This is a genomic window from Rhizobium sp. Root1334, assembly GCF_001426665.1.
Taxonomy (GTDB): domain Bacteria; phylum Pseudomonadota; class Alphaproteobacteria; order Rhizobiales; family Rhizobiaceae; genus Pararhizobium.
In genome coordinates, this window is record NZ_LMEY01000004.1 from 134,748 (window position 1) to 148,760 (window position 14,013).

The 14,013-nt window shown below is 59.4% G+C and carries 10 protein-coding genes; 3 read left to right on the plus strand and 7 right to left on the minus strand.

Annotation, left to right across the window (positions count from 1 at the left end):
• Position 1: 1 nt before the first annotated feature.
• The 4 genes from ASD36_RS09940 to ASD36_RS09955 form a co-directional block, all read right to left on the minus strand.
• Entirely contained in the window at positions 2–772 is a 771-nt protein-coding gene (locus ASD36_RS09940; RefSeq protein WP_060509994.1) for an ATP-binding cassette domain-containing protein, read from the minus strand.
• A gap of 32 nt (positions 773–804) precedes the next feature.
• On the minus strand, positions 805–1,515 hold the full coding sequence (locus tag ASD36_RS09945; protein WP_060503102.1) for an ABC transporter permease subunit: 711 nt from the start codon (positions 1,513–1,515) through the stop codon (positions 805–807).
• Positions 1,516–1,530: 15 nt separating this feature from the next.
• Positions 1,531–2,253, minus strand: a complete 723-nt coding sequence (locus tag ASD36_RS09950) for an ABC transporter permease subunit (protein WP_060503103.1) — start codon at positions 2,251–2,253, stop codon at positions 1,531–1,533.
• 145 nt (positions 2,254–2,398) lie between these two features.
• Entirely contained in the window at positions 2,399–3,238 is an 840-nt protein-coding gene (locus ASD36_RS09955; protein ID WP_060503104.1) for a transporter substrate-binding domain-containing protein, read from the minus strand.
• 195 nt (positions 3,239–3,433) lie between these two features.
• Between ASD36_RS09955 and hutC the strand changes: the two genes are divergently transcribed.
• On the plus strand, positions 3,434–4,201 hold the full coding sequence (hutC, locus tag ASD36_RS09960) for a histidine utilization repressor (RefSeq protein WP_060509996.1): 768 nt from the start codon (positions 3,434–3,436) through the stop codon (positions 4,199–4,201).
• 55 nt (positions 4,202–4,256) lie between these two features.
• Here the strand turns inward: hutC and ASD36_RS09965 are convergent, their stop codons facing one another.
• The gene (locus tag ASD36_RS09965; protein WP_060503106.1) at positions 4,257–4,856 is read right to left on the minus strand and encodes a TetR/AcrR family transcriptional regulator; all 600 of its coding nucleotides are present in this window, start codon (positions 4,854–4,856) and stop codon (positions 4,257–4,259) included.
• A gap of 186 nt (positions 4,857–5,042) precedes the next feature.
• Here ASD36_RS09965 and ASD36_RS09970 point away from each other — a divergent pair, with 186 nt between their 5' ends.
• Together ASD36_RS09970 and ASD36_RS09975 are read left to right on the plus strand one after the other, a co-directional pair.
• Positions 5,043–6,263, plus strand: a complete 1,221-nt coding sequence (locus tag ASD36_RS09970; protein ID WP_060503107.1) for an efflux RND transporter periplasmic adaptor subunit — start codon at positions 5,043–5,045, stop codon at positions 6,261–6,263.
• Between the two features lie 38 nt (positions 6,264–6,301).
• Entirely contained in the window at positions 6,302–9,529 is a 3,228-nt protein-coding gene (locus ASD36_RS09975; RefSeq protein ID WP_060503108.1) for an efflux RND transporter permease subunit, read from the plus strand.
• Between the two features lie 74 nt (positions 9,530–9,603).
• On the opposite strand, the gene ASD36_RS09980 is transcribed toward ASD36_RS09975, so the two are convergent.
• Both ASD36_RS09980 and ASD36_RS09985 read right to left on the minus strand, forming a co-directional pair.
• Positions 9,604–11,391 (minus strand): PAS domain-containing methyl-accepting chemotaxis protein, encoded by a 1,788-nt coding sequence (locus ASD36_RS09980; protein WP_060503109.1) that lies wholly within the window; start codon positions 11,389–11,391, stop codon positions 9,604–9,606.
• Positions 11,392–11,977: 586 nt separating this feature from the next.
• Entirely contained in the window at positions 11,978–14,002 is a 2,025-nt protein-coding gene (locus ASD36_RS09985; RefSeq protein WP_060503110.1) for a beta-N-acetylhexosaminidase, read from the minus strand.
• Positions 14,003–14,013: the final 11 nt, after the last annotated feature.

The following is a 14,013-nucleotide window of genomic DNA, read 5'->3' on the forward strand; positions in this document are numbered from 1 at the left end:
ATCAGCCCCCAAAATTGCCGATGAACTGGCGGAAGCTTGGCGAACCACCCGAACCGAACAATTCGTCCGGCGCACCATCGCTGTCGATCTCGCCGGATTTCATGAAGATAACCCGGTTGGAAACGTTGCGGGCAAAGCTCATTTCGTGGGTGACGACCAGCATGGTCATGCCCTCTTCCGCCAGCGAGCGCATGACACGCAGCACTTCGCCGACCAGTTCCGGATCCAGTGCCGAGGTCGGTTCATCGAACAGCATGACTTTCGGCTTCATCGCCAGCGAGCGGGCGATCGCCGCACGCTGCTGCTGACCACCGGACAGGTGCGCCGGATAGGCGTGGCGCTTTTCGGCAATCCCCACTTTCTCCAGGAGGGCCTCGGCCTCGGCGATGCACTCGGCACGCGGACGTTTCAGAACGTGAACCGGCCCTTCGATCACATTCTCAAGGATGGTCATATGGGACCAGAGATTGAACGACTGGAACACCATGCCGAGTTCGGAGCGGATGCGATCCACCTGCCGGCGGTCGGAAGGGTAATTCTTGCCACCGCGCTGAGCCATCTGGATCAATTCGCCATCGACCGAAATCTCGCCATGATCGGCGATCTCCAGAAGGTTGATGCAGCGCAGGAAGGTTGATTTACCCGAGCCGCTGGCACCGAGAAGAGAAATGACATCGCCATCGCGGGCATCGAGCGAAATCCCGCGCAAAACCTCATGCGTACCGAAGCTCTTGCGGATGTCGCGGACGGAAAGCCTTGTCGTGCCTGCCATGGTCGTTCCAGTCTGTTTGGGGGTCTCGGGGCTCATCGTTGCGGCACCGGAAATAGCGGTGCAGCGCGCCGATGCGGCGTCAGCTTATACTCAAGCAAAGCCATCGCCTGCAGGATGATGAAGTTGAGAATGAGGTAGATGGCGGCGGCACAAAGGAAGACTTCCATCGTGCGGTAGGTTTGCGAGATCAGCCGCTGTGCAACGCCGGTCACCTCCCAGACGGTGACGAGACTGGCGAGCGCCGTTGATTTCACCATCATCACCACTTCCGTCGAATAGGCGGGAAGCGCATGGCGGAAAGCGATTGGGGCGAGGATACGGCGGGTCAAAAGAAAGCCGGACATGCCGATCGAGCGCGCCGCCTCGATCTCCTTGGATGGAATGGCGCGCAGCCCGAAGCGGAAGATTTCCGCCGAGTAGCCCGCCGTGCAGAGCGCCAGGGACAGCACCGCACAAACGAAAGGTTCACGCAAAGCCGGCCACAGAAAACTGTAGCGGATGAAGCCGAACTGGCCGAGGCCGTAGAAGATCAGGAACATCTGGATCAGCAGCGGCGAGCCGCGAAAGATGAAAATGTAGCCCTTGGCGAAATTGCGGGCGACCGCATTGCCGCTGACGCGCATCCAGACGATGAGAAGCGCCAGAAGGCCGCCAAAGAAGACCGAGAGCGCAAACAATGCCAAGGTTGTCGGCAATGCTGCCAGCAACGTTTTCATTGTGTCGAACATGAAGGGGAAATCCATCGCGCGTCTCCTCGGTCAGGCCTGGCCGATGCCAGAGGGCATGCTGCGGCTGGCGCGCTTTTCGGCGCCGGTGAAAAGGCGGTCGGAGAGGCTCGTCAGGATCAGGTAGAGGCAGCCACCGACGATGAAGAATAGGAAGTGCTGGCGGGTGGAGCCGGCCGCAACCTGGCTGGTCCGCATCAGATCAGCAAGACCGGTGACCGAGACCAATGCGGAATCCTTGAGGCTGAGCTGCCAGACATTACCGATGCCCGGAATGGCGAAGCGAAATACCTGCGGGCCAATGATACGGCGGAAACGCAAACCGCGATTCATCCCGATGGCCTGCGCTGCCTCAAGTTCCCCCTTGGGGATAGCCAGATAGGCGCCGCGATACACCTCGGCCTGATAGGCCCCGGAAATGATACCGACGGCAAGAGCGCCAGCCGCAAACGATGGCAGCCCCAGAAAGCCCTCATACCCCATGGCCGTGCCGATGGCGGTGATCGCGCTCGATCCGCCGAAATAGACGAGATAGATGATCAACAGCTCGGGAACCCCGCGAAAAACGGTGGTATAAATACCGCCAAGGGTCCGGAAGAACCGGCTGCCGGATAGTTTTGCCCAGGCAATCAGGGTACCCAAAACTGCCCCGATCAACAGCGCGACGGCGGTGACGGCAAGCGTCATCAGGGCTGCCACAAGCAGCAGTCCGCCCCAGCCGGTGGGGCCAAATCCGATCATTTGAAGTAAAGACATGCCGCAGGCGTCCCGTCGTTCCCGGCCAGGCCGGCTTCCCGATCTTCAAGTGGATGTGGAAGGCCGCACCTCATCCGAGAAAACGGCCTGCCGCAGCAAGTGTGCCCGCCGCCGCTAAAATAGCAAGCGGCGGGAAAACCTGAAATCAGGGCGTAACGTCGGTCTTGAACCACTTCATCGACAAGGTCTTGATCGTGCCGTCGGCAAGTGCCGCCTCGATCGCCTTGTTGAACATGTCGCGCAGGTCGGTATCGGCCTGACGGATACCGAGCCCCTCGCCGCTGCCGAAGATCGTTCCGCCGATTTCCGGACCAGTGAAGCCGAGCGAACCATTGGCCTTCTCGAATGCCGAGATCAGATAGACGGCGTCGTCGAACACCAGATCGATACGGCCGCTCTCGAGATCGAGGTCGCGCTCAGCGCCGGTCTTGTATTCGCGAACCGTGGCGATATCGCCGAAATTGTCATAGACGAACTTGGAATAGACGGTCGCGGCCTGGATGCCGATGGTCTTGCCGGCAAACGCCGCCTTCATCGCCTCGACTTCCTTGACGCCGGTTGCACCCGGATCGAGCTTGATAACCGTTCCGGTACCGGCAGCATTGGCCAGCGGGCTGTCCTTCAGGGTCGCAAAAGCAGCGTGCGTGTGGGCGTAAGGGATGGTGAAGTCGATGATCTTCTTGCGCTCTTCGGTGATCGACAGAGCATCCATGATGACGTCGAACTTACCGGCATTGAGCGCCGGGATCATGCCGTCCCAATCGGAAGCGACCAGCGTGCACTCGACCTTCATGTGGTCGCACAGATATTTTGCTAGCTCCGGTTCAAAGCCGCCGAGCGTGCCGTCCGGATTGGTGAGGTTCCACGGCGCATAGGCGCCTTCAAGCGTGATGGTAACAGTCTTCCAGTCCTTGGCTTGAGCCAACGGAGCGGAAAGGGTTGCAAAAGCGACGGCACCAGCCATCAGAAATTTTGACAGGTTCATGTTCACGTTCCTCTGAGGTTTATCTTCAACAACGTCCGCCGATCTGCCCCGGCTTCACAAATATCTTGATGGATAACGCGGCAAAAATGCCTCTGAACATCCATGTTGTATATGGTACCATATGCTAATTTTTATGGTATGCAAGTACGCGGCCGCATTTGAATGCAAAATTAATTCCGCCCAGGGAATGAACATATGAAACGAAGCAATGCCCCGAAAGCTCCGTTAAAATGGGACGCCAGCGACAACGACGGCTCGCCGCTTTATGCCGGCGTCAAGCAGATGATCCTTGACCGCATCCAGAGCGGCGAATGGCCGCCAAAACACCGGGTGCCATCGGAGAACGAACTGGTTGCGGAACTCGGCGTCAGCAAGATGACGGCCAACCGTGCCTTGAGGGAACTGGCGAGCGAGGGCGAACTCGTGCGCATCCAGGGGGTCGGCTCTTTCGTTGCTGAGCGCAAAGGTTACTCCGAACTGTTCGAAGTCCGCAATATCGCCGAGGAGATCGACGAGAGAGGCCATACGCATCAGGCATCCGTGGTGGTTTTGGCGCAGGAAACTGCCGCGCCGGATGTTGCCGATGCCCTCGGGCTACCGATCGGCGCACCGGTGTTTCATTCACTGATCGTCCACAGCGAAAACGGCGTTCCGGTCCAGGTCGAAGACCGTTTCGTCAACCCCGAAGCGGCGCCAGGCTACCTGGAACAGGACTTTACGGCGCAAACGCCCAATGCCTATTTGACAGCAGAAGCCCCCTTGAGCGGGTCCGAGCATATTGTCGAAGCCGCCATGCCACAGCCATGGGAATGCAAGCTGCTGGTCATCCTGCGCACCGAACCCTGCCTGCTCATTCGCCGCCGCACATGGTCATCGAAGCGGGCCGTGTCCTTTGCGCGGCTGGTTTATCCCGGCAACCGGTATCGCTTGGAATCACGCAACGGAAAGATGAGCGACGAGTAGTTGAACCCGCGAAACACTCCCTATGTTGTATAGGGAACTTGGGTGGTCGATTGATTCAGCCCTGCGCGACGACGGTTTCGGGCCAGAACTGAAGCGCCATATCGATGACGCGGTACAACGCCGATCGATCCGCACCGGATGCCGCTTGAATGGCGGTCCCCTGTGAAATGGTCATGATATAGCGAGCAAGATCATAAGGCTCATGCCCGGCAGGCAGGTCGCCCTCCTTCGCCGCGCGCTCAAACCGGCTACCCAGATCACGCTCGCCGCGCTGGCGGTTTTCGATGAGGCATTTCTGGATTTCGGCAGCCGCCTCACTGCAGGCAAGCGCACCATTGATGCCAAGACACCCACTTGGACCCGTTTCCGCGGTCTGTGAATCGGCAAAGCCTCTCAGGATTTTCTCGGCGACAACACGCGCCTTCGGCTCCCTCAGAGCCTCATGGAAGAAATTCATCTTGGTGCGCTCGTAACGCTCCAGGGCCTTGAGGAAGAGGCCTTCCTTATTACCGAAGACCCCATAGAGGCTCGGCTTGGTAATGCCCATGCCCTCGGTCAAGTCGGTCAGAGACGTGCCTTCGTAGCCCTTTCGCCAGAACAGCTCCATCGCCGTTTCCAAGGCTTCATCGACATCAAACTCTCTTGGCCGTCCCATGGGGTGGGCCCTCCCGAATTTTTTTATACCGATCGGTATATAATTCGATTGACAGTGATCGGTTTCAGAACTTATTTCTATACCGAACGGTATTGAACGTCAATGCAACCCTAGCCTAAATCCTCCGCCTCCCACGAAGGACGACCGGCCGCCCACCACCCGGGGCAGAAATTCAGGATAACCGCCATGTCATTCGGAACTTTCAGAACCAAGCTTTTCACCACCGGCCTCGTGCTTGCAGTCGCCACCATCACGCCGACGATCTATTTCGACCTGCTGGGAAGCACCGCAGGCAGCGGCAACGCGGCCGATGCTTCGACCACAGCTCCCGTCGCCATTCCTGTCTCCGTCGCGGTCGTGGAAGCCAAGTCGGTGACACAGTGGAGCGAGTTCTCAGGCCGCCTCGAAGCCGTCGATCACGTCGAGCTGCGCTCCCGCGTCGCTGGCGCCATCCAGTCTGTCCACTTCCAGGAAGGTGCGATCGTAGAAAAGGGCGACCTGCTCGTCACCATCGATCCCGCCCCCTTCCAGGCGGAGGTCGCCAGAGCTCAGGCAAGCGTGACGGCAGCCGAAGCACGCGCTTCGCTGGCCCGCGTCGAACTGAAGCGCGGCACCCAGCTGCTGGCATCCAACGCAGTCTCGCAAAGCGAGGTCGATCAGCGCCAGAACGGCCTCGCCAGCGCCGAAGCCGACCTTGAGGCGGCGCGCGCAGTGCTGCAATCTGCGGCACTCAACCTCAGCTACACCGAAATCCGCGCCCCGATCACCGGCCGCGTCGGCAAGATCGAGATCACCGCCGGTAACCTGATCGCTGCTGGCCCTTCCTCGCCGATCCTCACCCGTCTGGTCTCCTTGAGCCCGATCTATGCCAGCTTCGAAGCCGACGAGCGGATCGTCTCAGGCATCCTTGCCGAGCTTCCGGAAGGCGTGAACGCCCGCAACTTCATCGACCGTGTGCCGGTCCGCATGGATGTCGCCGGCCTGCCGGGCGTGAGCGGCAAGCTCCAGTTGGTCGATAACAGCGTTGATCCCCAGAGCGGCACGATCCGTGTTCGCGCCGTGTTCGACAATGCCAATGGCGCCCTGATGCCGGGACAGTTCGCACGGTTGAGCATGGGCCAGGCGAAGTCCGAAGACGCCGTGCTCATCCATGAACGCGCCATCGGCACCGACCAGAACAAGAAATACGTCATGGTCATCAAACCGGACAACACCACGGAATACCGCGAGATCACCGTCGGCATGAAATCCGATGGCCTGCGGGTGGTGACGGCCGGATTGAAGGCTGACGAGCGCATCGTCGTCAACGGCTTGCAACGCATCCGTCCCGGCGCGCTCGTCGCGCCTGAAATGGTCTCCATGAAACCGGCTGCCGATCCCCAGCAGCAAGCCTCGATAACCAACTAAGCCTTTTCCGGCATTTCAGCACAAGGGCGGATCACGCCATGAATATCTCCAGGTTCTTTATCGATCGCCCGGTTTTCGCGGGCGTTCTGTCTTTCATCATCTTCCTGGGCGGCCTGATCGCCATGACGATCCTGCCGATCTCGGAATATCCCGATGTCGTGCCGCCACAGATCGTCGTTCGCGCCAACTATCCGGGCGCAAACCCGAAAGTCATTGCCGAAACGGTGGCGACGCCGCTGGAGGAATCGATCAATGGCGTCGAGGACATGCTTTACATGAGCAGCCAGGCGACCACTGACGGCTTGATGACACTGACTGTCACCTTCAAGCTCGGCACAGACCCCGATCAGGCGCAACAGCTTGTCCAGAACCGCGTCGGCCAGGCCGAGCCACGGCTACCGGAAGAAGTCCGCCGTCTTGGCATCACCACCATCAAAAGCTCTCCGGACCTGATGATGGTGGTGCATCTGACGTCGCCCGAGGGCCGCTACGACATGACCTATCTGCGCAATTATGCGCTGATCAACGTCAAGGACAGGCTGGCCCGTATCGACGGTGTCGGCCAGGTCCAGCTGTTCGGCTCCGGTGACTATTCGATGCGCATCTGGCTGGATCCGCAGAAGATGGCCCAACTGGGCCTCTCCGCCTCCGATATCGTCAATGAAATCCGTGCCCAGAACGTCCAGGCCGCAGCCGGCGTGATCGGCTCGTCGCCAAATTCCCAAGGCGTAGATCTGCAACTGTCCGTGAATGCACAGGGACGCCTGCAGAGCGAAGAAGAGTTCGGCGAGATTATCATCAAGACGAGCCCGACCGGCGCGATCACCCGCCTGCGCGATGTCTCGCGCATCGAATTGGGCTCAGCCGAGTATTCGCTGCGCTCGTTGCTGAACAACAAGCAGGCAGTCGCCATCCCCGTCTTCCAGGCACCTGGTTCGAATGCAATCGAGATTGCCGACCAGGTCCGCACGACCATGGAGGAAATCAAGGCATCGATGCCGCAGGATGTCGATTACGAGATCGTCTATGACACGACGCAGTTCGTGCGCGCCTCGATCGAGGCCGTCATCCACACGCTGCTTGAAGCCATTGCGCTGGTCGTCATCGTCGTCATCATCTTCCTGCAGACGTGGCGCGCCTCGATCATTCCGCTGATCGCGGTTCCCGTCTCGATCATCGGCACCTTCGCCGTGATGCAGATGCTCGGCTTCTCGATCAACGCGCTCAGCCTGTTCGGCCTCGTTTTGGCCATCGGCATCGTCGTCGATGACGCGATCGTCGTCGTCGAGAACGTCGAGCGCAACATCGAGGACGGCCTTTCGCCGCGCGAAGCGACCTACAAGGCAATGACCGAAGTCTCCGGCCCGATCATCGCGATCGCTCTGGTGCTGGTCGCCGTCTTCGTGCCGCTCGCCTTCATCTCCGGCCTGACCGGCCAGTTCTACAAGCAGTTCGCCCTGACGATCGCCATTTCGACCGTCATCTCGGCCTTCAACTCGCTGACGCTGTCCCCGGCGCTTGCTGCCCTGCTTCTGCGTGGCCATGATGCGCCGAAGGACCGGTTGACCCGGGTAATGGACTTCCTGTTCGGCTGGTTCTTCCGGGGCTTCAATGCCGTGTTTTCGCGCGGCTCGCGGGCCTATAGCTCCGGCGTCCGGGGCGTGATCTCACGCAAGACCCTGATGATGGGCGTTTATCTCCTGCTCGTCGGCGCCACCGTGTTCTTCTTCAAGGCCGTGCCTCCCGGTTTCGTCCCGCCGCAGGACAAGCAGTATCTGGTCGGCTTCACCCAGCTGCCGGACGGTGCTTCACTCGACCGCACGGAAGAGGTCATCCGCCGCATCAGCGACATCTCCTTGAAGGTTCCCGGCGTCGAAAGCGCCATCGCCTTCCCAGGCCTGTCGATCAACGGCTTCACCAACTCCTCCAATGCCGGCATCGTCTTCCTCTCGCTGAAGCCTTTCGAGGAACGCACCACGCCTGACCTCTCGGCCGGCGCGATTGCCGGGCGGCTGAACCAGGAACTCAGCGTCATCCAGGAATCCTTCAGCGCCATCTTCCCGCCGCCACCTGTCCAGGGTCTTGGTGCCATCGGTGGTTTCAAGCTTCAGCTGGAAGACAAGGCCGGGCTTGGCTACGAGGCACTCGATGCTGCCGTGAAGGGTTTCATGGCCAAGGCTTACGTGACGCCCGAACTGGTCGGCATGTTCTCCAGCTACCAGGTCAATGTTCCGCAGCTTTATGCTGACGTCGATCGGGCCAAGGCCCGCCAGCTGAACGTTCCGCTGACGGAAATCTTCAACACGCTGCAGATCTATCTCGGCTCGGTCTATGTCAACGACTTCAACAAGTTCGGACGAACCTATTCCGTGCGTGTTCAGGCCGATGCCGACTACCGCGCTCAGGCTGAAGACATCGGCAAGCTGGAAGTCCGCTCCAGCTCCGGTGAAATGATCCCGCTGTCGGCAGTCCTGAACGTCACCTCAAGCGCCGGCCCGGAACGCGCCATGCGCTACAATGGCTTCCTCTCGGCCGACATCAACGGCAATACGGCACCCGGCTATTCATCCGGCCAGGCCCGCGCCGCTGTTGAGCGCATTGCGGCAGAAACACTGCCTGCAGGCGTGACCTTCGAATGGACGGAATTGACCTATCAGGAGATCATTGCCGGCAATACCGGTATCCTGATCTTCCCGCTGTCGATCCTGCTGGTCTTCCTGGTGCTGGCAGCCCAGTACGAAAGCCTGACGCTGCCGTTGTCGATCATCATGATCATTCCGATGGCGCTTCTGGCGGCACTGGGCGGGGTCTGGCTGACGGCAGGCGACAACAACGTCTTCACCCAGATCGGTCTGATCGTGCTGGTCGGGTTGTCAGCCAAGAATGCCATTCTGATCGTCGAGTTCGCCCGGGAACTGGAGTTCGAGGGGGCGACGCCGTTCGACGCCGTCATCAAGGCCAGCCGCCTGCGCCTGCGCCCGATCCTGATGACCTCGATGGCCTTCATCATGGGTGTCGTACCGCTCGTCATCTCGACTGGTGCCGGTGCTGAAATGCGCCATGCCATGGGGGTCGCTGTGTTCTCCGGCATGATTGGCGTGACGCTGTTCGGTCTGTTCCTGACGCCGGTCTTTTACACGCTAGTGCGTGCGATGACCGGAAACAGGCCGCTGAAGAAGAGCGGACAAACCGTCCCTCACGAAACGGCCTCGGTAACGCAACTGCATACCCAGCCGCTCTTGCCCGGACTTGAAGCCGCCGAATAGACGGTCGAGCAACTCAACGAAAAACGGCGCCGCAACCAGCGGCGCCGTTCCTATTTCAACCGATGCCAGACGGGTTAAAACTCTTCCCAGTTCTCCTGAGTAGGCACCGCATTCCCGGAAAAAGCGCGCATCACCTGCCCTGCCATCTTGCGGGCCGGCGAAGCCACCGGCCGGGAATAATGTCCAGCCTCCACCGCGCGCGGGGCGTTCGTCTGCTGGCCGACCCGAAACTGGCCAAGCAGCGAGAACAGAGCCTCCGCTTCGCGGGCCAGACTGTGGCTTGCCGCCGTCGATTGTTCCACCATCGCCGCATTCTGCTGTGTGCCCTGGTCCATGGCATTCACGGACTGGTTGATCTCCTTCAACCCGGTCGCCTGCTCCCGCGCGCCTTCGACAATGGCGACGACGTTGGTGTTGATCTCCTGGACCTGCTTGACGATTTCCTCAAGAGCCTTGCCGGTTTCGCCGACCAGCGAAACACCGCTTTTCACCTGTTCGCCCGAGGTGTTGATCAATGCCTTGATTTCCTTAGCGGCTTTGGCCGATCGCTGGGCCAGTTCGCGCACTTCCTGGGCAACGACAGCAAAGCCCTTGCCGGCATCACCGGCGCGCGCTGCCTCCACTCCCGCATTCAGCGCCAAGAGGTTGGTCTGGAAGGCGATATCATCGATGACGCCGATAATGTTGGAGATTTCCCGTGACGAGGTCTCGATTTCCCCCATCGCCGTAATGGCATTGCGCACCACGGCTCCGGACCGCTCCGCATTGGCGCGTGTCGCGGCAACCAGATGACCGGCCTCCTCCGCCCTGCGGCTGGAATCCGCGACGGTGGTAGTGATTTCCTCAAGTGCTGCGGCTGTCTCCTCGACAGAGGCGGCCTGCTGTTCTGTTCGTTTCGACAGATCGTCGGCCGCGGAGCGGATTTCCGTCGAGCCTGCGGCAATCGCCTGCGCATTGGAACCAACGGAATGCATCGCTGACCGCAACTTGCCCACGGCGTCGTTGAAGTCGTGGCGCACCTTTTCCATGGTTGGAACGAAGGGATTGTCGAGTTTCTGAGTCAGGTCGCCATCGGCCAGGTTTTTCAATGCTTTGGCGAGCATCCCGACTGCGCCCATGCGCTCGGTCACATCCGTCGCAAGCTTCACGACCTTATAGACCTTGCCCTTGCCGTCAACGATCGGGTTGTAGGCTGCCTGGATCCAGATTTCCTTGCCGCCCTTGCCGAAACGCCGGAATTCATTGGCAGTAAATTCGCCGCGCCCAAGCCCCTCCCAGAACTGCCGGTATTCCTCCGTCTGCACATAGGCGGGATCACAGAACATCCGATGATGCCGGCCTTGAATTTCCTGCAACTGATATCCCAACGCACCGCAGAAGTTTTCATTGGCGGTAATGATTTCGCCGGTCGGGGTAAACTCGATCACCGCCTGCGAGCGGGAAACGGCATTCAGCTTGCTGGCATCCTCCATCGCTTTCTGGCGGACGGCGGTGATGTCGGTTGCGAACTTTACTACCTTGTAGGGCTTGCTGCCGCGGAAGACCGGGTTATAGGAAGCCTCGATCCAGATCTCGCGGCCGCTCTTGGTGACACGTTTGTACTGCTGCCGGTCAAATTCGCCACGGCCGAGCCGGGCCCAGAATTCGCGGTATTCCACACTGCTTGCTTCCGCCGGATCGACAAAAATCCGGTGATGCTTGCCTCTGATCTCCCCAAGCTCATAGCCCAACGCCGAACAGAAATTCGGATTGGCATTGAGGATATTACCGTTGAGATCGAATTCGATAATCGCCTGCGACGTATGCATCGCGGCTAGAACAGCCGCGGCATCACCGCCAAAACGTGGGAAAAGCTTGCCCATTCAACGCCTCCTTCGGCATCCGCTCAATTTTCATGCGCCATTTGGGCGCAACAATGGGCACGCATCGGCTGATCAGCGCCGCGAATGTCCGTTTATCCGATATCTCGTATGACCCTGACTCTGGTGATCGCCGTATGTCCGAAAGACAGCAGCGTGCCGGTCAGGTTTCTGTGAAAGACATGCCGATCTTCCCGGCTTGTGCATCAGCGTCATGCTCGAACATTCTAATATTCGAATGCACGATACAACTATTGGTATAATTATTAAAATAAGAATTAATAAGTCGGGCAATTTCTAAGCATATAACATCTTCTCTGCCTTCGAATGCAGAGCTGCCCTTCACTTTTCAAATTACGCAAAATATTGTTTTTATATATATTTTCACAGAATTTGGCAGAACCAATCCCGCAATGGGAGAAAGTTCCAAGTATTTAATTCCGCGACATCACAAGGCCGCGTCAGTATCGCCGGAAAATACAATCTTTAATTGATTTTGTGACTCATCATATCTGGCTAAACCCAAGTCCACTTTTTTGCAATCGGCGGGACGGGAGCGCGTGCAGCATCTGCTCGCGCTCCCGCTCGATCAACGCTCCGCGTAAATCCCGTAAAGGATCGGCATCAAACCGACCAGCGCCTCAAAGCGGGCGAAGGATTTTCGCTCGGGGACTGTCCAGCCAGTTTCCGCCAGCGCCGACAGACGCGGGAAGACAAGCCGGTCGAATACGCCACGATCGGTCATCGGCTCCGACCAGATGCAGCATTGCACGCCGGACAGCCGCTTCTTCTGCTCTTCGCTCCAGCCTTCGATCGGATCAAACGTGTAGAGTTTCTCCGGATCTGACCAGCCCGCCCAGCTAGCGCCTGGTTCCGACCATGCCTGACTGTTGGCCATGTCTAGGTAATAGACCTGGCCGGGGCAGACGACCATATCATAGCCTTCCCCCGCCAAGGCAGCAGATGCTTCGACCGTCCGCCAGCCGAACAGCAGCGACTGCCCCTTGTCGATGACATTACCATGCGCTGCCTCCTGCCAGCCCCCGGTGATGCAGCCGCGCGAGGCCAGGAAGCCCTGCACGCGTGCAAGGAACTCCGCCTGCAGCACAGCGGCGCCTGATCCGTCGATCTCGTCGGCGCCGTGTGTATTGGTAATGACGTTCAGCCGCGCGGCATGCGCCGTTGCCATACCCTCTCCGCTGACATCACGCAGACGGGCGAGCGCTTCAGGCGACCCCGACCACGCACCGAGCGGTACTTCGTCGGCGCCGATATGGATAATCTTGGACGGAAACAGCTCGATCAGTTCGTCAAAGATCGTTTCGAGAACCCGGTAGGTTTCTTCCCGGGCCGGATTGATACAATTATCCGGGAAGCCCTGAACGGAATAGTAGCTGCCCTTCTCCTGCGGGTCACGCAGTTCCGGGATGGCCTGCTGCATGGCGTAGCAATGTCCGGGCACATCGATTTCCGGAATCACCTCGATGCCCAACGCACCCGCCAAGGCGACGATCTGCCGGATGGCAGCCTTGGTGTAATAACCACCGGTCACCTGCGGACCGGAGCCGAGCAGCGGCGGAATTTTCAGACCATGGCCGCGCCATGCGCCGACCTCCGTCAGGGCCGGATAGGCATCGATCTCGACGCGCCACGCCTCGTCGTCGGACAGATGCCAATGAAAGCGGTTCAGCTTGTTCCAGGCCATGATGCGCAGGAACTGCTCGATCTCCGCTGTGCTGTAAAATTGCCGGGCGACATCGAGATGTACACCGCGCCACGACAGCGCCGGTTCATCGGCGATCTCGCCGGATGCAGGAAACAGGAAGGTCTCGGGATGAAGCCGCGCGCCGCGCAGAATCTGCCCAAGCGTGATCAACCCGTAAAGGAAACCGGCGCGAGCGCGCGCTGATATCGTTACCCCGGATGTGGAGAACGTGATGCGATATGCGTCCGGCGCAAGGCCGTCGGCTGAAGCAAAGGAGACAGGAAAACCACCTTCGGCAGCAGGACGGACAATCCCTTCGACCGGAAAGAGACCGTCCGAAAGCACCGCGAATGCCTCTGCAGCAGCCCCAGCCTCGCCACCTTCAGCCTGCAGAGCAAGCCCGGTGGGAGGCGCCAGCCTACCGGAAACCGAAACGGCATTCGGCCAGGGCACAACGGATACCGTCACCGGCGCAACCTTCGGAACCGGATAGACCACGGCACCACGTGTCAGCGCGGCGTTGTCCCCCTTCGCCCGGGTCGGGGCAACACTGACCGGCACCGTATTGTTGTCAGCAAGCACAACATAACCGGCATTGGCACCATCGGTCCAATGCTTGGGGTGATAGCTCATGCCATGCGCCTTGATGGTCCAGGTCTCTCCGGGCTTGAGCACAAAGCCATCCAGCGGCGCAAATTCCGAGTGGTTCGACAGCCGCTTCAACAAACGTCCGCCTTCAATGGTGGCTTCCGGATCGATGCGGGCCGGACCTGAAACACAAAGCTTGAAACCTTCAAGCGACTGGTCGGTATTGTTGGTCAAGGTCAGCGTATAGACAGGATTTTCATCCTGCCCCGCGGGCACCCAGAATGTCTCCAGCTGGTACTTTGTCTTGCTTGCTATCGTCATCATATCCTCCA

What these genes read in the sequence shown, in the direction of transcription:
- ASD36_RS09940 (WP_060509994.1), bottom strand. Translation starts at nt 772, where the DNA reads ATGGCAGGCACGACAAGGCTTTCCGTCCGCGACATCCGCAAGAGCTTC.
- ASD36_RS09945 (WP_060503102.1), bottom strand. Translation starts at nt 1,515, where the DNA reads ATGGATTTCCCCTTCATGTTCGACACAATGAAAACGTTGCTGGCAGCA.
- ASD36_RS09950 (WP_060503103.1), bottom strand. Translation starts at nt 2,253, where the DNA reads ATGTCTTTACTTCAAATGATCGGATTTGGCCCCACCGGCTGGGGCGGA.
- ASD36_RS09955 (WP_060503104.1), bottom strand. Translation starts at nt 3,238, where the DNA reads ATGAACCTGTCAAAATTTCTGATGGCTGGTGCCGTCGCTTTTGCAACC.
- hutC (WP_060509996.1), top strand. Translation starts at nt 3,434, where the DNA reads ATGAAACGAAGCAATGCCCCGAAAGCTCCGTTAAAATGGGACGCCAGC.
- ASD36_RS09965 (WP_060503106.1), bottom strand. Translation starts at nt 4,856, where the DNA reads ATGGGACGGCCAAGAGAGTTTGATGTCGATGAAGCCTTGGAAACGGCG.
- ASD36_RS09970 (WP_060503107.1), top strand. Translation starts at nt 5,043, where the DNA reads ATGTCATTCGGAACTTTCAGAACCAAGCTTTTCACCACCGGCCTCGTG.
- ASD36_RS09975 (WP_060503108.1), top strand. Translation starts at nt 6,302, where the DNA reads ATGAATATCTCCAGGTTCTTTATCGATCGCCCGGTTTTCGCGGGCGTT.
- ASD36_RS09980 (WP_060503109.1), bottom strand. Translation starts at nt 11,391, where the DNA reads ATGGGCAAGCTTTTCCCACGTTTTGGCGGTGATGCCGCGGCTGTTCTA.
- ASD36_RS09985 (WP_060503110.1), bottom strand. Translation starts at nt 14,002, where the DNA reads ATGACGATAGCAAGCAAGACAAAGTACCAGCTGGAGACATTCTGGGTG.